Source organism: Idiomarina piscisalsi (assembly GCF_002211765.1).
Taxonomy (GTDB): domain Bacteria; phylum Pseudomonadota; class Gammaproteobacteria; order Enterobacterales; family Alteromonadaceae; genus Idiomarina; species Idiomarina piscisalsi_A.
In genome coordinates this window covers 1,386,596-1,405,393 of record NZ_CP022133.1, presented here as the reverse complement: position 1 = coordinate 1,405,393, position 18,798 = coordinate 1,386,596, and the positions used below count along the sequence as shown (strand labels likewise).

General features: G+C 41.4%; 19 protein-coding genes and 1 tRNA gene. 9 read left to right on the top strand and 11 right to left on the bottom strand.

The window, feature by feature from the left end:
- Positions 1–32 precede the first annotated feature (32 nt).
- Positions 33–776 carry a GNAT family N-acetyltransferase gene (locus tag CEW91_RS06795; protein ID WP_088768259.1) on the top strand — a complete coding sequence of 248 codons (744 nt, stop codon included), beginning with the start codon at positions 33–35 and terminating at the stop codon, positions 774–776.
- Positions 777–872: 96 nt separating this feature from the next.
- Here the strand turns inward: CEW91_RS06795 and CEW91_RS06790 are convergent, their stop codons facing one another.
- From CEW91_RS06790 to gapS1, 3 genes are all read right to left on the bottom strand, one after another.
- On the bottom strand, positions 873–2,036 hold the full coding sequence (locus CEW91_RS06790) for an AlbA family DNA-binding domain-containing protein (RefSeq protein ID WP_088768258.1): 1,164 nt from the start codon (positions 2,034–2,036) through the stop codon (positions 873–875).
- Between the two features lie 86 nt (positions 2,037–2,122).
- Entirely contained in the window at positions 2,123–2,488 is a 366-nt protein-coding gene (locus CEW91_RS06785; RefSeq protein ID WP_088768257.1) for a hypothetical protein, read from the bottom strand.
- 383 nt (positions 2,489–2,871) lie between these two features.
- Positions 2,872–4,503, bottom strand: a complete 1,632-nt coding sequence (gene gapS1, locus CEW91_RS06780; RefSeq protein WP_420038559.1) for a GapS1 family protein — start codon at positions 4,501–4,503, stop codon at positions 2,872–2,874.
- A 224-nt stretch (positions 4,504–4,727) separates the two neighbouring features.
- Here gapS1 and CEW91_RS06775 point away from each other — a divergent pair, with 224 nt between their 5' ends.
- Positions 4,728–4,958: a hypothetical protein gene (locus tag CEW91_RS06775; RefSeq protein ID WP_088768255.1), complete on the top strand. Its 231-nt coding sequence runs from the start codon at positions 4,728–4,730 to the stop codon at positions 4,956–4,958.
- Between the two features lie 445 nt (positions 4,959–5,403).
- On the top strand, positions 5,404–6,252 hold the full coding sequence (locus CEW91_RS06770; protein ID WP_157776074.1) for a hypothetical protein: 849 nt from the start codon (positions 5,404–5,406) through the stop codon (positions 6,250–6,252).
- Here CEW91_RS06770 and CEW91_RS06765 read toward each other — a convergent pair.
- Genes CEW91_RS06765 through CEW91_RS06750 form a run of 4 tightly spaced genes read right to left on the bottom strand, consistent with a single transcriptional unit; the run spans position 6,249 to position 11,269 of the window.
- Complete coding sequence (locus tag CEW91_RS06765) at positions 6,249–6,644, bottom strand: TetR family transcriptional regulator (RefSeq protein WP_088768253.1); 396 nt, start codon at positions 6,642–6,644, stop codon at positions 6,249–6,251. The two genes, CEW91_RS06770 and CEW91_RS06765, sit on opposite strands and share 4 nt — an antisense overlap.
- Positions 6,637–8,511, bottom strand: a complete 1,875-nt coding sequence (locus CEW91_RS06760; protein ID WP_088768252.1) for a tyrosine-type recombinase/integrase — start codon at positions 8,509–8,511, stop codon at positions 6,637–6,639. Before CEW91_RS06760 ends, CEW91_RS06765 begins: the two co-directional genes overlap by 8 nt.
- Complete coding sequence (locus CEW91_RS06755) at positions 8,508–10,106, bottom strand: phage integrase SAM-like domain-containing protein (RefSeq protein ID WP_088768251.1); 1,599 nt, start codon at positions 10,104–10,106, stop codon at positions 8,508–8,510. The genes CEW91_RS06760 and CEW91_RS06755 overlap by 4 nt, the downstream gene beginning before the upstream one ends.
- The gene (locus CEW91_RS06750) at positions 10,103–11,269 is read right to left on the bottom strand and encodes a tyrosine-type recombinase/integrase (RefSeq protein WP_088768250.1); all 1,167 of its coding nucleotides are present in this window, start codon (positions 11,267–11,269) and stop codon (positions 10,103–10,105) included. The genes CEW91_RS06755 and CEW91_RS06750 overlap by 4 nt, the downstream gene beginning before the upstream one ends.
- A gap of 375 nt (positions 11,270–11,644) precedes the next feature.
- Between CEW91_RS06750 and CEW91_RS06745 the strand changes: the two genes are divergently transcribed.
- The 4 genes from CEW91_RS06745 to CEW91_RS06735 all read left to right on the top strand — a co-directional run bounded on the left by CEW91_RS06745 (position 11,645) and on the right by CEW91_RS06735 (position 14,478).
- Positions 11,645–11,827, top strand: coding sequence for a hypothetical protein (locus CEW91_RS06745; RefSeq protein ID WP_088768249.1), 183 nt, complete (start codon positions 11,645–11,647; stop codon positions 11,825–11,827).
- Between the two features lie 639 nt (positions 11,828–12,466).
- Positions 12,467–12,703, top strand: a complete 237-nt coding sequence (locus tag CEW91_RS12285; protein ID WP_157776073.1) for a hypothetical protein — start codon at positions 12,467–12,469, stop codon at positions 12,701–12,703.
- 9 nt (positions 12,704–12,712) lie between these two features.
- Positions 12,713–12,955, top strand: coding sequence for a hypothetical protein (locus CEW91_RS06740; protein WP_088768248.1), 243 nt, complete (start codon positions 12,713–12,715; stop codon positions 12,953–12,955).
- Positions 12,952–14,478 carry a hypothetical protein gene (locus tag CEW91_RS06735; protein WP_088768247.1) on the top strand — a complete coding sequence of 509 codons (1,527 nt, stop codon included), beginning with the start codon at positions 12,952–12,954 and terminating at the stop codon, positions 14,476–14,478. Before CEW91_RS06740 ends, CEW91_RS06735 begins: the two co-directional genes overlap by 4 nt.
- A 59-nt stretch (positions 14,479–14,537) precedes the next feature.
- Here the strand turns inward: CEW91_RS06735 and CEW91_RS12445 are convergent, their stop codons facing one another.
- The 3 genes from CEW91_RS12445 to CEW91_RS06725 all read right to left on the bottom strand — a co-directional run bounded on the left by CEW91_RS12445 (position 14,538) and on the right by CEW91_RS06725 (position 16,849).
- The gene (locus tag CEW91_RS12445) at positions 14,538–14,672 is read right to left on the bottom strand and encodes a hypothetical protein (RefSeq protein WP_269766164.1); all 135 of its coding nucleotides are present in this window, start codon (positions 14,670–14,672) and stop codon (positions 14,538–14,540) included.
- A gap of 377 nt (positions 14,673–15,049) precedes the next feature.
- Positions 15,050–15,126 (bottom strand) — tRNA-Pro (locus CEW91_RS06730).
- 82 nt (positions 15,127–15,208) lie between these two features.
- Positions 15,209–16,849, bottom strand: coding sequence for a DUF3413 domain-containing protein (locus CEW91_RS06725; protein ID WP_088768246.1), 1,641 nt, complete (start codon positions 16,847–16,849; stop codon positions 15,209–15,211).
- Between the two features lie 67 nt (positions 16,850–16,916).
- On the opposite strand from CEW91_RS06725, the gene yejK reads away from it, so the two are divergent.
- A complete protein-coding gene (yejK, locus tag CEW91_RS06720) occupies positions 16,917–17,960 on the top strand; it encodes a nucleoid-associated protein YejK (RefSeq protein ID WP_088768245.1) in 1,044 nt (347 codons plus the stop codon).
- Between the two features lie 86 nt (positions 17,961–18,046).
- Here yejK and cspD read toward each other — a convergent pair whose 3' ends face one another.
- The gene (cspD, locus tag CEW91_RS06715) at positions 18,047–18,262 is read right to left on the bottom strand and encodes a cold shock domain-containing protein CspD (protein WP_053953580.1); all 216 of its coding nucleotides are present in this window, start codon (positions 18,260–18,262) and stop codon (positions 18,047–18,049) included.
- 217 nt (positions 18,263–18,479) lie between these two features.
- On the opposite strand from cspD, the gene clpS reads away from it, so the two are divergent.
- Entirely contained in the window at positions 18,480–18,788 is a 309-nt protein-coding gene (gene clpS, locus CEW91_RS06710) for an ATP-dependent Clp protease adapter ClpS (RefSeq protein ID WP_088768244.1), read from the top strand.
- Positions 18,789–18,798: the final 10 nt, after the last annotated feature.

The window sequence follows — 18,798 nt, the reverse complement described above, 5'->3', positions numbered from 1 at the left end:
GCAATGAAACTTAGAACCATTGAGGCTGGAAAATGAGAGAGTCAGGTTTATCATTTAGATTGGCGACTGAACATGATTTGGAAGCAATATATTCATGGCTTTTAGAGCACGCCCACCGGGATGTGCATGGCTCATTTTTATGCAATTGGGAATTAACGCAGCAAGTTCATGACGACCATCAGCTCTTCGTCGCCACTATCGAGGATGAGCCGGTTGCCTATATATGGGGAAATTTTGGCATACTCGAGGTTCGTGAAGACTTTAGAAAGAAGGGGATTGGAAAAGGGCTTGTAGAATATGCAATGCAATGTGCTATCAGCAATGGCAAAGTGGCTGTTTCCATCGAGTGTAACCCCGAATCGTCTATTCCTTTTTGGGAAAAAATGGGCTTCGAATTCCACAATGAAAACAAGGCGTCATTTGTTTTTGAAAAATCCTTGGATGTTCCTGCCGACGGTTCACCCGTAGACGTAGAGATAATGTTTTATCCAGAACAAGTAAAATGGATTACAGAAACGTTACCGATAAAGTTATATTCCCGAACCGCTGTGCTAGATCACCAGGGCACTATACACCTTCGAAATCGCGTGGCAGCCTATGTGGGGAGTGGAAACTATAACGGCGATGCGGTGATTAAAATATGCGTAGATAGTGAGCCTCTTTATTTTGATAAAGCCAAGTACTCCGAAGCAAGGGCAGTAGGGATTACCTATAACTCAGGCGCCTTTTACATAGACAAGGTGCATTACAAATCATTGCAGCGGAAAAGCCGCTGAATGCTGTGCTAACGTCCCTTCTTGGCACAAAGCCGAAGGTCAGCAATGAGCGAACAGCAGAGACCCGAAAACCTAAGCTAAGCGCCTTGTTAGAAATCACTCGGCCAACTCCATTAGTTCACTAACTGAGTAGTTCTTCGCTTCAGCATTAACATTAATCATCAAATTCAACTTTTCAGGAATTTCAAGATCATCAGAATATATAGTTACACTTGCTGATATTTGGCATGACCGCGAGATCTTAAGGCATAGATGTTCAGAGCATACTAGAGAATCTTTAGACTGCAGCTTCCCAAAGTCAAAATTGGCACGATAACCTTCAGGGATAGTCTTTATGCTTAAATAATAAATGGCAGGCGACATATTTAAATTATGTAAATATGGAATGTCAGTTTCTGCTTTTGGGCGATCCGGTAATTGACGCTCATGAAAAACAGCACTGCCTTCTGGTAATCCTTGGAAGTCCACTACTACTCTTACATCTCGAGCAACCAAATTCCCGTCATTTTTCACCCCGATTTTTAGGGCAAAAAACGATTGCATCTGCCTGAAGTACTCTGCGAATTCAGAGTAATACCCTTTGTTTTTACCTCCTAAAAGAGAAGACGTTATCGCAAGTGGGCGAAATTGGGTTGGATAAGCGGGCTCTCCATATTTCGGAAACTCGTCTTTTCCTGGAATGTTTGCAAGTATTACTGACTGTTCGATACTATCTAGTTGTATTTCATCATGCTCACCACTAACAATAAAAGCCTCTAGTTTCGGTGATTTTTTTACCTCACTATTGTCGCTTGAGCCCATACTTGCTATTTCGTCTGGAAGTGCAATCGAAGTGGATGATCCCCTCCTGACATAAACAGTGTTAGCCTTGAGACTAGAAAAATCCTTTTTAAGAAAAATTGGCCTGCCTTGAACGGGTATCGTAATGAGGGCTACTTTCTTACCTTCCACTTCTGTGGTTAGGTAGGAAAAATGTACTGGCTTATTGATTTTTGACTGAACAAACTGCTGCAATTGAGCATCATCAAGATCATCAGAAATCCCCTCAACTAAAGATTTTCCTCCTTTTATCTCTTTGACTCCGATAAGTATATACGCATCTGAACGCCTCCAGGCATTTGCGAACGCAACAATATCTTTTAGGAATTCAGCCTTTTCCGAGTCCTGAGCCTTCACAAACTTATATTGCTCAGACTTGAAATCAAGAGTGGTGCTTTCTTCTTCATATAGAAGGCTGTCAATAAGTTCTTCAGTGTTCATATACTTCTAACGCCCGCCATAAACGGCCGAGCGAAACGAGGTCCGGTGACCGAAGGGAATGAATGTAATGACTTTGTTAGGCATGCTCACAAGACATACCCTAGGTCACCTGCAAGGGCTCCATATTGTGAATCTCTATACCCAATTGGGTAAGTACTTTTCCCTGCTGGAGTGCGCTTAGCTTCCCCAATTATTTTAAATTCATCCTGTATGGCTTTAGCGTCTTCATTTGTAGAAACGCTTAATAAAAACCCACCACTAACCTTCGTTGCTGCCCACTCTCCGGTCAGATAGGCTTTGCACCACTCAACAAATAGGGCGTATGGTGTAGGAAGCTTTCTACCATTTTTATCAAGCTCTTGACCTTTCGGGAGGCTAGCCGAAACCCTAGCTATGAAAGTAATTCTCTTTGAGTGTTTTCCGACAAAATCGTTCCAACCAACTTTTGCCATCTATGATTCCCTCGTTTGATATGCCTAACGTCTGAAACAGAGGTACAGCTTGCTGTGTTCCAGTGCCTTGATTTGTTATGAATTACCCGGCTCGCTAACCAACTGAGCTAACTTTTGTTTTCGTTATGTCATTGACAGTAAACTACTTAAATACACAGCTCAATAACAAAACGTACAATAACGCAGGGATAGGATAATTGTTTCGTGGTTGATTCGCGCCCGCACTTACTAATGACAGGAAGGCGAGTAGCCAGTTCAGTTAGTCAAAAATCCTACGGTCCGATCCTCGCTCATAGCAGACTGCCCACTTCATGCTAAATGTTATTTGATACATCAGCTTAAGAGTAATCAAAGTTTAGTTTTATACCTTATTATTTTTCATGTCATTTGGACATCAAAAGTACATTTCTAAAATATCTGCTTACACTAATGAATTCGTTTGTTGCTAGTAAAGGATCTACCTTTCCCTTCTTACGCCAGTAGTCAGAGCTGTATTTCCAAACTGATTTTAGGTCTTCATATGTAAAATCAAACGACTCTTGTACTTGTTCGCTACCTATCGGCGAGGGATTTTCTAGTTCCAGTACTTGCCCAAACTCACTGATATACTGCCTCATATCGAATAAAAACTGCTCAGCCTCACGCTCTTTGCAAAAATCTAAAAAGTCGAAAATTGTCTTTTGACTGTTTTGCAACAATTTCATGAGACCTTCAAACTCTGCTATAGCAATATAGAACACATTCTCTAATTCAAATTCATCGCCGATCGCTTCATCAATTGTCGGTCCATAATCATTTCCAAGTAAGTTGCGAAGACGTAGACCGCTTCCAACAAAAAAGTCTTGATGGCTGATAACTAGTATGTAGCGACGTGACCTTGAAACTATGTTTTCGTAGCCTGACTGCTCTAGAGTAGAGGCACAAACTTGAGCTTGAACTAAAGCCCCTATCAGGTGATCTCTTAGCCTCTCCTTTATGCGCCTAGGCTCTTGTGTCGATAAAACTTCTTGTTTGGGTTCAACGGACTTTGCGTCGACGAATAGATTTTTATCATCAGTACTGTAAAAAAAATCAACGACTTTATTGTTTTTCATATCCTCGTCATACTTACCTTTCAATACGTGCTCTGGAACTACGTTAAGGTCGTATTCAATAAACAGTTGGTTGATGTACTTTTCAAACGCCATACTAAACGGTTTTCTAAAGACATTACCGCTGTTATCACAACTCTTTAAAGTTCGCAGGACAAACTCACATAAACCAATACATGCAATGTAGGAATGAGTTGTTGATATTCCTGACGGAAGTAGTAAAAGCGGCTTATCAAAAAGTAATGACTCCGAGAAATACCTTTCGGGGCGCGCAGGCCCAGCATGTGCTTTTCTAGACCTCACTATTTTTGACAATGTCTCAAAATCACCTCCCACCATACTTAGAAATCTAGCAAGGGTATCCAAGCTATAGCTTGGGTAAAGCTTAGTTAAAATGAACTCATACGTAATTTTGCTTTGTTTTTTTTCTAAAATGTTGCTGAAAATTACAGCGAAAAATAGGGAGAGCGTGAAGAAATCCTTAAGCTTTATACCTGTATTTTTTTCGAAAGCCTGAATCGGTTTCGGACTTGTGTTGTAATCCATTAAGATAAGTCGCATTCGAGATAGAAAATAGAGGTGAGTAACCTGACCTGATTGAAACCGCAATTGCTGAATCATGAAAGGACGCATTGTGAGCAGTATGTTTTTATCATCTTGAAATTGGAGAGCCTCATTTTGAAGCTCCCATAAGTCGTTTAGCAACTCTGATACCTTCCTGGAGTCTGCGTTTCGGGCGCCTCGCGCTTCATCTACTTCTAATATGAACTCCAGCATGATACAGCTTAACCAAGGGAGGCTCGCTTCCTCTACAAATGATGAATCTGGCGAGTGCAACCTCTTCATTAAATTTTCGATGAGAGAGGACCTAGTAAATTTTGATAGCCTACGCTTTATCGCATTGACTTTATTCGTGAAGCTCATGGGTGCCGTCTAAGTCCTAACTGATTTTTATGACTTCTAGATTGCTATAAAACCCAGAGCCAAGCAAACAAACTTCAGTCAGGAAACGTTTTAAAGTCTGTCCGCTTTGAGCGAGGAGCAGAAGTTCGATTTACTAAATCGCATACTAGGTTAAAGATTGCTATGGTAGGTCTGACGCAGGGAAAGTGTTGACGAATATCACGTTTTACCATCGAGGAGTATTCATGAGTAATGATTCTACTTGTCCGGAATGTGGACGCTCAAACTTGTACCTCAGCAAGGATATCTCGTCTGGAGGCGGCTATGCCCCCAACTATCTGCCAGGACTGGGCTCTTTTCTTTCGAGCGCCAAGTTCAGAGTGGTTGTGTGTGTCGACTGCGGACTTACTCGTTTCTTCGCCAGTAAAAAAGCGCTTGATAAACTTCCTGAGTCAAACGAATGGAATAAGCTCTGATGCATGGTTCAAACGTTAACGTCCGCTGTTGGCACGAAACCGAAGTTCAGCAACGCCCGAAAGCGGCTGTTGGATTTGTTGGCATTACACGGTAATCTAGTTTTCATAGCTCAAAGCCTGACGAGGTCCAGCTAAAACATTGTTAAATTACCTTGGAAGCGACATGGAGCACCTTCACTTAGACATTTACGACTCTAACCATGAAGAGCTATGCAGACTTTACTGGGAGGTTACCGACGAGGGTAAATTTTTGCTCAAAGTTTCTGAAGTAGCCAAAATGTTCGGAGTCAAACAATCAGATATAACAAAGATAGTCAAAAGTTCCTGTGTAACGTACTCACCCAAAACTCTATGCTGCGTATGCAAAAAACCAAGGAAGTTTGCATCCCGAAGTGAGTATCAAGCAAGTAAACCTAATCTCAGTTGGGAATGCAGTTACTGTAGTGTGGAAAGAGAACTTTCATTAGATGAAAAGAAACGTGAACTGCTTGGGAGATCTCTTAAAACAGCCTTATTAAATCCGCTAAATACTGATGAAATCGGATTTATGAGTGCTACTTTTTTCTTGGCTTTAGTCAGATATTCAGCAAATGAAAACTTAACAGAGATTAGTCCCCTCAGCGTTCGTCAAAAGGGCTTACTTAGTCCTCAATTTGATTTCGACATCAAAATAGTCAAGCACCTGTATCGAGAAGGAGTTATAGCTATTAGCCCTCTTTCGCCTTTAGATGCATTAGAGCTAAATGAAGATGGAGGGCTCGAATTTTACCTCGATCAAGTCGCATGGGAAGTACCGCTCAAAGATGATGATTCACTCTCAAAGGTTATAACTAGGATTGAGAAAAAGTTTGAGGAAATGGAATACATAGACAGCGAGTACGAGTCAGTAAAAGAAATCTGCCAAGAGCTTTGTCTACTAGAATGCTTGGAATATCTAGACCACGTTATAGAAGAGCATTATCTAAGCTTTAAAGTGGGGGAGAAGACGAAGTTAGTTTTGAATAGTGCTCTCGAAAAATTTTCAGTCGCTCAAGTCTATAATTTCATATGGCGCGCGGCAAAGGATGCTGCTGCATTCTATCTGCGATCTGGTGTAACCCGAATTCATGCTGCAAATACAATTGTTGGGAATATCCAAAAACAATACGAACGAGCGCTTGCAAACGGTTGGGATGTAAAAGCGTTTAGTCGCAATTATAATATGCCACAATCAATCATCAGTCAGGTCGTATTTAACTTGGCGCTTAAAACAGATGACGGCGGCTTTAATCAGCAAATAGACAAAATAATTTAACTTACTCCGTTGCCAATTTTTACAACGTTACCGCTTCTCAATTCAGCTTTTAACTGAGCATTTTCATTATTCAGCGTGGCGTTAATAGAAGTCAATTTACATATGTCTGATTCAAGCTGCTCTATGTATTCTCTAAGCTCTCTGTTCTTCGTTTTCTCAGACTTTAGCTTTTCATTTTTTTCATCCCGTTGAACCTTATGCGCTTTACCGGTGATTTCGCGTACCTTTGCTGCTATTTCTGGATAACGGTTATGAATAGCAGAGTCCGAGACGCCTGCTTCTTCTGCAAGCGCAGAGATGCTAATTTTGCGTTTTTTATCGACCACCTTAGGTCTGCCATGTTTGAGGCGCTTTAGAGCGTTCTGGAGTTCTTTTTCGGTTGAACTAACCATTAGACAATACCTTTTTCACTTCATCCCACAGACCAATATCCTTTAACACACGTTCACAACGCTCAATGTCTCGCTCTACACGTTGTTTTCCTGCCTCACCTATATCATCTATCTGCCTTAGCTCTATTTGTTGCATGTAGACACCTTTGAAATACGCACCATGGCGATTTTTCTCAATAATGGACTCCGAACAATCGACACAGGCAGTTCCCTCTATTAACGACCGGCCACCGCATCCTGCGTTATCAGATGTACACCACGAATGTCCCGTTGAACGTAAATGAACGGTATCTGAAATATGCTCTGCCATTTTTGCACGGCTATCAAAGGTTTTCACCGCTTCATTGCTTGAACGATATGAAATGAGCTTATTAGCAAGCCCGCCTGTAATGATCGTATCCTCATCTAAAAATTCTTCAACGCGAGCGACTTTGTAATTTTTTATCTGTATCGCAATCTCATCATAGAGCTCTTCGTCTTGGCTATTATTTGCAGAATAGAGTAAGGTCATATCCATTCCCCAATGCTTAAAATGTTGCTTAAGGTAGCGTAAGTCCCCATAAGCCGATCGGGCCACATAGACAGCAAAGGTGCGTCTAAAGCGGTGAGCGGTCAATCCCTTCACTTTTAATACATTACCAAGAGCTTTTAAACGCTTATAAAGAGCACTGCCAGTAATCACATTCACCTGGTTGCCCTGGCTCGGTGAACTAGTTAAAAAAAGATGATGTTTGAACCGTTCAATTTTTAATCCACGTGGGTCATGCGGGTCTTCTTTTAATAATGTCGATTGCTCGTGTAATAACCGCTCCTGAAATGGTTTGACATAGGCCTTTTGTACTTCAATCGCTTTGATCACAATCTCCGGCACCAGCCACTCGGTATAGCCTTCACCGGTTTTTCTGGAGTGGGACTTCAACCAATAATAGATATCCTCGTCATTATCTTCAATTCGATACGCATCGGTTTCAATAGCGCATAGTTCGTGAGCGCGAATACCACTGAATGTCAGAATAATGATGGCTGTTGCATCGGGAATACTTTCGTGTGAGCTGTTAAATTCTCTCAGCCCGGTGTAGCCTTTGGGTTTGAGAAAACGATTGCTGATGGCATTCATTATACTCGTTTCCGAATTAATGGTCTTAACCAACACACCTCTTTCGCGCGCTATTTCTGCTTGAAGCTTTATCAGGTCACTCGCCTGATTTAAAACCTTATTGCAATGGTTAATTAAAACCTTTAGCTCACCATCAGGTATGATTTTGGTTTTGGCAATTCGCTTACCTTGCCCCATTGTGCCGGCGAGGTAACCTGCTGAACTATCAACCCAGGGGTGCTCAAATGCCCATTGCGTGCCATTGAGATTGTGATAAAGACGTTCAACCGCTGAAAACCTCTGCATTAGTGCACTTTTAGACAGAGGCTTTTGGGTCTTTTTAGAGATGGTTTGCTTGCATTGATGAACATAGTTTGCACAATGCAGAGCGGTTATCGCTGCGGTGCTTTTCACATTAATGATGGATAAATAATTCAGAAAGGGTTCTAAAAATATGAAAGCATTACACAAAGTAAACCCTGATGGGCTGTGCTTAATATCATAGTGCTTTAGGGCGAATTTTACTGCATCGACAAACTGACTCGGTAGGGTATAGAAACGGAGTTTTTTTCGGCAATCTTTTACATTCGATGGAAAGCGCCCATCTTCTAACCGCCAGGTATTATCTCGATATTGACTGATAACCTGATACGTCCCATCGGGAAGCTGGTAAGACGATACAGGCAAGGCCAGAAGCTGGGCATTATCCATTTCATGCAATTTTTTAGGTCGACAATAATCGATAGCACTGATAGCCAGGACTTGGCTCATGCGACCTCCTCTAACTGACTGCGATGCTTCCATGCCGAATGAGGATTGACGTGTGCTTCAGCTTTGATGGTTTGCACATACACTTCATCAAACTGGGAGGCAATGTCTCTGTCAATGATACGAATTATATGCGCAAAATATCGACTCCAACGCTTCGCTCCAACTTGGTCACGCTCATGCACAATTAACCAGTAGAACGAGAACAGGCGATATAAGTCTTCTTTTGTTACCACCATATTTCGACAGCGAACACAGCTGAGAAAGTTGGTGCAGTAGATTTTTTTTCCATGCTCGTCTAAACGCTTTGAGGAGTCTGAGCATTTGGACACGGGCGTGTTGTTTTCAACAACCTCAACATTAATAAGTAACTCTTCGGTACGCACCTTGCCCATATAGTTGAAGTTTTTTTCTGCTTCTTTTGGGGCTTTGAGATAGTGGGTTTGCGACACTTTAACTGTATGGTTAGACAGTGCGGCGGTCACAAAAGGGTCACCACCGGAGAGCTCCCATATTCGGTTTTCAAAGGTCTTTCTAAAGCGTGAAACATTGACTTTCAGTGGGTCTCCATTGTCGTTTTTAAGTCCCTTTTTTTTGACCCACTTTAGGATATTATGAGATAGTCTAGTAGCTTCTAAAGTGGTGATTTCAACATAATTACTGTTCGCGTCTGGACGATAAGTAAACACTAAATCCGTACCGCTTTGCACTCGCACCGATTGGTTCATTTCAATAATATGCTGAACCATAACCGCAACATCTGCCAGAACCGTTTGCACGTTCTCTACACTAGATGAGCGACGAATACTCTGGATGTGAGTCGCATTTCCACGACGCTTATAAAGAACCAGTAGTTTGCGGTTATCCTTGAGTGGATGTGCTTGGATTGAGTCGGTGGTCATCTCCAAAAGCGGGGTGGTGTTCATTCCGCTGCGAAGCGCAATTGCCATTATAAAAATGGTTAGCTCATAACTCGTCAGTGGCTGACTTTTTTCAAGGATATGGTTCACATCGACGCGAAGCGCGTGAACCAAACGTTTACGCTCAGCTTTAGAAAAAGCAGGTTGTCCCTTTTTCTTTCGATTGGAGTTCGGAAAGGGGTTTTTGGGGAAATCGAAACGTTCAAGCCACCCTATTTGCTGCATTTTGACTAAAATAGATTTTATGTGGGTGTATTGGGTTCTAGCACTCACACTGTTAGGGGTATGCAACTTCATATGTTGAATGTAACACTCAATCAACTCAACGTTCACATCTGACAGTGTTAAATCCCGACCTAGTGCCTGAGTATAAATCTTTAAATAGTCGGCAAAGTATTTGAATCCACTTCTGCAATAACCTGATATCGTGCTCGGCTCTACGACTGACTCAGACAACATGATGTCAATGGTTTGCTGCATGGCGTTGGTAATGGCGTCAAAGCCTCGCCCATAGTACTTGGTAAAGTCGTAACTTCTAAGAGAACTATAATTTTTCGGCAAGGATAGGACTTTATTTTCAGGGATACCGGACTTTAAAATAGGCATCGTCATCAATACACCATCTTGGTCTTTGACCGGTGCTGATAGGGCTTGTTTAAAGTTTTTGCGCTTTTTCATGCTAAAGCCTTCGCTTCTTCACAGATTAGGTCAATATCCTGCTCATATTCAGTCATCAAGTCACCTTCTAGATCTTCAAGGTAATGCAGATAAACTTGGGTGGTGATAATACTTGAGTGCCCTAAGCGGTCTTGAACATAAACCAGCGGGTCTCCACGATAATTCGGGTTGTTTCCTAATCCATACAGCTTAAACGTAGCGTAGGTGTGACGTAGCTTGTGCAAGCTAACCTCTTTCCGCCCAACAATCTTTTTCAATTCGTTATTAAGTATTGTGCCTTTAACCGAATACGGTTGACCAAACCGGTTCAATAGTAAAGCCTTCTGGTCGCTGACTTCATTTATCATAAGCAGATGATTTCGCTCATGAAGCTTGTATTGCCAAAGTTGCTCATACAAACCTATCGGGATATGTATGGTGCGCTCTTTATTGCCTTTTGTACCGCCTTGGCCACTTTTAACTACCATGTCTTTAGAGCGCAGAACCACGGGCACTATCGCCTTGCCACGCTTTGCCTTTGGGTCTTGAATATAGCTATCCGGAAAAGTGAGCAGCTCTTCTTTACGCATTCCGGTTTGAAGGGCTAACCTATAAATTAAATGCTGAGAGATAAAACAAGGGTGATTCATTAAAGTCTTGACTTCTTGTTTCGTCAAAATCTGCAAAGCAGCTACTTTCTCTTTCAGCATCACATTGGCAGTGCTCTTCTGATTACCTGACTTATCGGTATGAGCCCAAAAACCTTTTTGCTTATTAATAACAACCGTTTCAATGTCATAAGGCACACACTCAACCCAGTGCTTTCTATAAGCAAACTGATAAAATTGAATAATAGTTCTTAAACGTCCATTGATAGTTTTAGACGATAGTCCGAGGCTTACCGACCAGTCTCGATAAGCAGCAATTACCGAGTGCTGAGAAGTAGCTAATCGTGAACGCCAATCTAAGCCGCTTCCTTCCAGGTAACCAAAGTAGTCATAGAGATCCTGTCCGTACCGCCACCATGTATTTTTACTTTCGACCCTTCCTCTCGTAATGCAAAAGTAGATTAAAAACTGATGAGCTTCTCTCACCAGATTCATTTCAGAGTCAACAATCAAAGGGAAGTCTTCGTAGGAGTGCCCGTGTAGTCGGAAGTCTGTTGTTGCCTTAATTAATCTCATAAAGAACGTATAGTTAAGTATATAATTCAACTATACATTGATAGTAAGGAATTAACAGCTACATATCATAAAAAATATCAAAAGAAAGAGTTGTTAAAATTACCGTCGAAGACAAAGGGAGTTCTTGATCAAGCGCTAGTAACAATCACTCAGAATAAAGCTTTGCATGTCGAGTATTCTTTATTATTTGCTGACGTAAATGATAGGCGAGCGGCACGAGAGATTATTACACGGTCAATTGATACAGAAGGAGGTACTTCACTAACGGTCATTGAAAAAAGCGTTTAACAGTTAATTCGACTTGAATAACCAGCTGTTGCGAAGTAGGTTGAAAACATAAAAGTATGCGGACATGTCCGCAAAAGGAGAATAGGAATGGAGCTTTTTGGTAAGTTTTTAGCCGCGGTTTTTGAAACGTTTGTAATGGATGATGCCCCGGAAGTTGAGGATAATGAATCGCTCTCAGATTCGTCTCCTGAAATGGTCAGAAGAGTCTCCGCTGACGGGGAGATAGAATGGGTTCCGATTGGAGAGGGGGTTGACTCTGGTTTGGATTAAAAAAGAGAGCTCAAGAAGAGCCCTTTGATTATTTACTGAAAAATTTTGATAGAAAACCTTTCATTGTTTTTTATGTCGGTTAAAAGAACAGCAGGAATAGTGTTTATCAGGTTGGTTGGATTGAGTTAGATGATAGGTACCAGGAAGCTTTTCAATATAAAAAGGTTGCGGACATGTCCGCATCGATCTTGTTGCCTCATTAGCTGCGATATTTGTAGCCCGCTTGATAGTTTTCTTGATGCAAGAACTTGAAACGAGTTACTAAGATTTCAAATGCGGACATGTCCGCATATTTTATAAATATTTAGGCTTTCTCCCAATTTTCACCATAATTTTATCGAGTTTCCCTTACTCGTAGTTTTAACCTGTGACATCAAAAAAGTGTCAATAAGAACTATAAACCTCTCTGATCACTTGCCCATCCCCTTAATTATTTTTCGTGAAACCCGCTGTTGAAGCGGCTTTCACGAATATGCTGCGCATCGTCCCTACCGAAAAGTAGGGACGATGCGAATTAAAAATAGTTCTATTTTTTCGCTTAAAAAACTCATAAAAAAACCCGCACCAAAAATTTCTCCGATTTTTGGAGGGCATAGATCTTCTGGATAAGATATATCCGTCCAACAAATGGAGGAAAGAATGGAAGACATTACATTACTCAAAAAAGTTCAGTTAGCTGAAAGGTTAAACACATCGGTTTCGTCAGTAGAGCGAATGATGAGGGATTACAACAGGCTATATCGTATTGGGCATAAATCTGATGCCAAGAGATGTTGCCCATCACCAATTTATTTATACGGAGGAGGGACAGTAAGGTTTAGTGTTCAAGATATTAGTCACTTTTTAAATCATTTAGACGACGTTGAAATTCTATAGGAGATAGTCATGAGCAAAGCTAAAAATTCAATGCAGCTAATAAGCGCACAAGACGTATGTGAGAAGTACTTCAATATAAGCCGTAAGACCTTGAGGCGCTGGCAAAAAGTTCGTGAAATGCACTTAGATGCGGGTCGGGTTGAAGAAGCAGATAAGGTATTGCCCCCTGCTAAACGCATACCGGGAAGCTCTAAGACTTTCTTTTTACTGGATGATCTCAGAGACTTCATTGCAAAGAACAAGCGAGCATGAGAATTAACTCAACTTTTTCAGAGGTCTCTCTGCCGGACTTCTTTAGTTCGGTAGTTGGTTACGAAACCAAAGCTCACAGGGACGTGAGGAGTTTATACGCTGACAAATTAAAGAAACATGTAGAAAAAGAGATAAGCTTTAAAGTTAAAAATAGCACTTTGTTCGGTTCGGTGAACTCGAAAAACATTAGGTCTTTGACTAAAAAATCATTCCGTGAAGCGGTTTATGGAAATCTAGACGTAGAAGATGATGATTTTTTAGGAGAAGAAGTTTTCTTCACTCCTAATGGTTTTTTTAGCGCTCCTATTTCAAGGATTGCGAGGTTGTCTGAGCTATGTTGCGTTTGGGTTGACCTCGATGTTCGAGATAAAAAGTTGGAAAGGAGACTCACGTTAATTGAAACGGCTCGTATACACAACTCTCTCTATACTGCTTTAGGTAGAGATGAAAACATACCTGAACCAGATTTAACTGTGGAGTCTGGCTCCGGAGGATTACATTTTTACTGGCTTTTCAAAACAGAAGAGGCAACTTCCAAAAATGTAAAACTTTGGTTTATGTTAAAAGAGCGACTTAATAGCCTATTTTTCGCTCTATGTATTGATAGAGAGCTGTTTGTCGATGATAAAGCTAATAAAAGCCCTAGAGGAGTGATGCGTCTTCCTGGGACGATAAACATTAAATATCACACAGCATGCAAGGCATATCGTAATAATAAAAGAAGAGAGAGAAGAACGCTTGGGAGCTTGATAGCGCAGTTAGGTATAAAAGATACTCAAAAGACCGTACCTAGAGTCTACAACAAGAACTTCAAACCTTCGCTAATTTCGTCTGAGGACTTCTGCCGAAACTATTTTCATGTTCCTGAGAGCTTAAGTAACCACCAGAAATGGTGCTTGAAATATGCGAACTTTGTAATTCCTATTCTTCTGAAAGGAAAAAGAGTAAAAGTTGGTTTTCGAGATCTAGTTGCTTACTCGGTTGTTGTTTGCTTAAAACAGCTGGCATGCCCACGTAACTTAATTAAAGAGCTTATTATTAAGATCAATAGGAGTTCAATTAAGCTACCACCGGGAACGCTTTTAAACTACATGTCTACGGTTATGATTAAGCGTTATCAGGCAAGCTCAGGGGAGTTCATTAAGAACTTCACTAAAGGTACAGGTGTATCTACTGGGCACTTAGTAAAAAAGAGAAAACCAAGTAAAAGGAATAGAGCGGAACATGCTCGGTATGTATCAAAGAAAATTAGAAAAGAATCAATGCATAAGGTTGTTGAAGCTATATCTAGCATTCAAAAGCAAGGTATTCCTGTTCATAAGGTACGATTAAAAAATGTTTCTGAGGCTTCTGGATTGGCGAACCAAACATTAAGAAACCTAGGTCTAAAGAAGTCTAACATCTGGGTTTGGTATTTGATTTGTAACCCCTCAACAAAGGCTCATAAGGTTTGTGATATTGAGATCACTGTGATGAAATCTGGTTACTATAGAATTAGACAAATATCTAATGCTAAAACTTAAAGTAGTTGTGTTTGAGAAAACGATGAGGTGTCGAGCAAATGCTTGGTCAGCCAACAGGATTAACTTTTATCCGCTTCTTTTCTGTCAAGCTTTGCAGCGAGAAACCATAACGAGGTTAACCCGATACACAGAATACCAACAGCAATAAAGAAGGCACCGTAACCAATTTCAAACAAGGTAAAGTCAAGTTCCATAAAATCCTCTCAGTCTCCTAGACTAAAGATACCTTACCTTAAAAATTCTAAAATATGTAGTTCTGAGAAAAAGCCAAATCCAGTTGCCTTATAGTGGGGGGAGGGGATTAATACCCAATAATACTTTCATAATTAGCAACGAATCAGTCTATAACCCTTTCAATTTAAGAGCTAGTAGAGAATCTTAGTGACGATACTGACAATACAGGGGAAACACATCCAAGTAACTTTATACACGATAAATTCTAATCTGAAGTAACTTTTAAAACGCGACACGAGAGCAACATTTCACTCTGAGAGACAATATTAGTGAAACATGGAATTTTAAAAGAGAGTTTGTAAGGTTCTGATATAAAAGAGATTAAACTAAGAAGAATTGGTCGGCGTGAGAGGATTTGAACCTCCGACCCCTGACACCCCATGACAGTGCGCTACCAGGCTGCGCTACACGCCGACCGAGGGAAGCTATCTTACTGTATTTGACGTATTACGCAAGCCTCAGCGGTCTGTTTGGTGCTCAACTGCTTCTATTTTCATCAATTTGCTGTATCTGGTGTTTCAGTAAAGCGTTTGAGATCTTTTAACGCATCAATTAATACCGGAACCGGTGGCTCGTCACCTTTCTTCAAAACGAATTCAGGGCTGCTGTATACGTTAAACTGTCCGCTGTTATCCAAAATGGTTATTTCAGCTTTGTCGTATATGACAATATAAGGGCTGTAGGTTTCTATCAGTGGCCATCTGTCTTTTTGTTCGCGTAAACTTTCGCCGTTTGTGTAGTTATTAAACGAGCCGGCGCACGAGATTCTGTCATCCAAAACGGTTGGAATAATATCCATAAGACCGGCAATAGGTTGCGTCGGTAACGGCATGTTCAATTGCCATAAAGGCACTGTCATATTTTCTAGCGCGAACTGTTCTTTCCCCAGTAACTCGGTTTTATTTTCAGGTGACAGGTAACTTACGAGCACCTGATGCTGTTTTGCTTTCTTCAGAATGTGGGTTAACTGCTTGGTATCATTAGCGGTCAGTAATATGACATTGATACGTTGATTATCGCGGCCATTAAAGCTGTTGAGGCTTTGTGGTTCAAATTCGCTGGCAAACTGTGACAATGAAAGACTTTCTTGCCAACTGTCACTGGTGTACCAATTCATTTCGATATTAAAGTCATTCAATGGTTTTAAATACGCAGGGGCGACTTTCTGACGCTCTATTGTGTCTTGATAAAAGTCAGGAAGTCCGTATAAAAACTGGAATAAGCCACCTTCTTGTTTCGGGTGAGCTAACATGCTGACCTCAGTTTCTCGTAAAGAAGTGGTAGCCAATACTGCGCTAATGTCTTGCGCGTACTCTTCAAACAGAATAATAGTCGCTGTTTGTTCAAAGTCTTTCTTAGAGCATAAAAGCGGTTGCTTAGGATACTTCAATTTAATTTTATCGGTCGCCATAAGCATTTGTTGGCGTGCCTGATAGCTTTCTACGTCAATAACCCCGTGTTTGGCCATTAATGTCTTGGCGGTTGTGGGGTAAGACAAAGGAAACATATCGTCCTGTTGAGTAATGGGGGTATATAAGGAGGCGTCTGCCCATACGTGAACGCTATGACTCACAAAAAAGCACAGAACAAATACCGCCGTTGCCGGCGCACCTATTTTTTTCCGCTGCAAGTCACTCAAGCGTTTCCAGGCAAGGTTAGCAAGCAGCAATTCGATACCGACAATGAGCAAGAAGCCTAAAAGCACGGCGGAAATAATGACAAAGCTAGCACCGGTAAATACCGCTTCAGCGTCTTTGGTCATTTGAGCCAGAGAGTAGGTGTTTAAGTGGTAACCGTACTGTCTGAAAAATAAGGCGTCGGCAATAAGTGCGATAAGTCCAAACGAGGCGACTAACGCAGCTAAGCCGCGCAATACCTTGGAGTAAGGAATAATAAGACAGAATGGGAATATGAGAATAATGAAGAATACGAATGGCAGGAAAGCGAAATGCCCCAACCAGCTGACCAGCATATACAAAGTACCAATAGCGGTAGATGACTCTGGTGACGCTTCGACATAGAGTAAACCAACAAATAAACACAGAATAATGTTGGCAAATGTGAACCAATGCCCCCAGCTAATCAGTCGCGCTATTTTGTCCCGGCGTTGGTATTTTCCGCGTTGGTCCTTTCCCATTGTTTACCAGTCTCGTGTTACAATCCGCTTATAGTAACACAGCAAAACAGCAAGGATAGTCCCTGATATGCAATTGCGAATTGAAGAAAGTATTATTCACCAGTTTTATCAAAATGACGGTCAGGTTGGGTTGCGGCTAGCACCTTCAGCGCTGAACGAAGATGAGCAATTGCATGATTTACTGGTCGAGCTAACTGACGTTTATACCAGTAAACCAGCTAAAGGTTACGCCAGTTTTCTGACCGAAAACGACGAGGGCGATGCCAGCCCGTTTCCTGAGCAACTGAAGTCCTGGTATGACAAAGCGCTCGACTTTGTCGAGTTCAGTCAGCAGTCGGCCAAGCTACTATTAGAGCAGCTGCAAAGTTATAACCTGCTGGAAGCCGGATTTTTACTGATTACCCGTTATCAGCATTTGAGTTCAGAGTACTTGTTGGTTTGTTTTCTGCCGGTAAAAGAAGGCGTGACTATCAGCCCGGACTTAGGGGTCGATCGCTCCTCACAGTTAGACATAAGTAAAGTGCAGTTGGCGGCCCGCATTGATTTGACCGAATGGCGAACTGCTCCAGATGCCGAGCGCTATATTTCTTTCATAAAAGGGCGCGCAGGACGCAAAGTATCTGACTTTTTCCTGGACTTTTTAGGTTGTACTGAGCGTGTGAATACCAAAGAACAGACTCAGCAGCTGGTGGATACCGTTCAGGAATACGCGAAACAATCGGGTCTGGAAGCTGAGCAGCGTCAGGCTTTGAGTAAAACGGCGTATGAATATTGTGATGAACAATGGAAGCAGGGTGACTCGGTCAAAATTAAGGACTTGTCGGAGCAATTCGCTGAGCAGTACCCGTCAGACAACTCTTTTGAAATGTTTTCTAAAGAGTTTGCTGAGCAGCGAGAAAAGGAAATTGCCGATGACTTTCCAGCTGATAAATCGACGCTGAGAAAGCTGGTTAAGTTTCAGGGCCAAGGTGGTGGTGTCAGTGTCGGTTTTGATCACACGGTTCTGGGAGAGCGAGTTCATTATGATCCAGCAACCGATACGTTGACTATTAATGGAACACCGCCAAATTTGCGTGATCAATTACGGCGCTACTTTGGTATTGATAGTTAAGTTCATTAATAGTTAGGGATAGTGAGAACTAAAAATAAAGGCGCAGATGAAGAGTCCGCGCCTTTATTTTGTTAAAGTTACCTCGGTTATTTTTCTGTGGAACCGGGAACAATGTTGGAGGCGTGCAAACCTTTAGGGCCTTCCTCTAGTTCGAACTCGACAGGCTGTCCAGCTTTCAGAGTGCGATAACCTTCCATTTCAATGGTTGAGTAATGTGCAAAGATATCGCCTTCGCGGTCTTCGCTCTCGATAAAGCCGAAGCCCTTCGAATTATTGAACCATTTGACTTTTCCGGTAGCCATACATCTACTTCCTTCTTTTGCAACAGACTATGTTTATTATTATTAAAGGTGTTAACTTGAAATTAAGCTGTTCAAACACCATCTTTAACTCTAGGTGACATGAGTTAATAGTCAAGCTTTTTTGGTTAAAAAATGCGCTCTGTTGTTAAAATTTTGAGTGGGTTTTTGCAAGTAATTACGAATTTTTAGACTACAATTTATGATAGGTTGTTAACAAATGAGTCAATTTGACCAACAACATCTTAGCGACACAGAGGAAAAGCAAGAGCTCAAGCCACCGTCCATGTATAAAGTCATTTTAAATAATGATGACTACACACCCATGGATTTTGTGATTGAAGTGTTGATGAAATTTTTTAAGATGGATCAGGAAAGAGCAACAGATACGATGTTGCAGGTACATTATAAAGGAAAGGCCGTTTGCGGTGTTTATTCTGCGGAAATCGCCGAAACAAAAGTAGTACAAGTCAACCAGTACGCTCGCGAAAATCAACACCCATTGTTATGCACAATGGAGCAAGAGTAAGTGAGTGAGA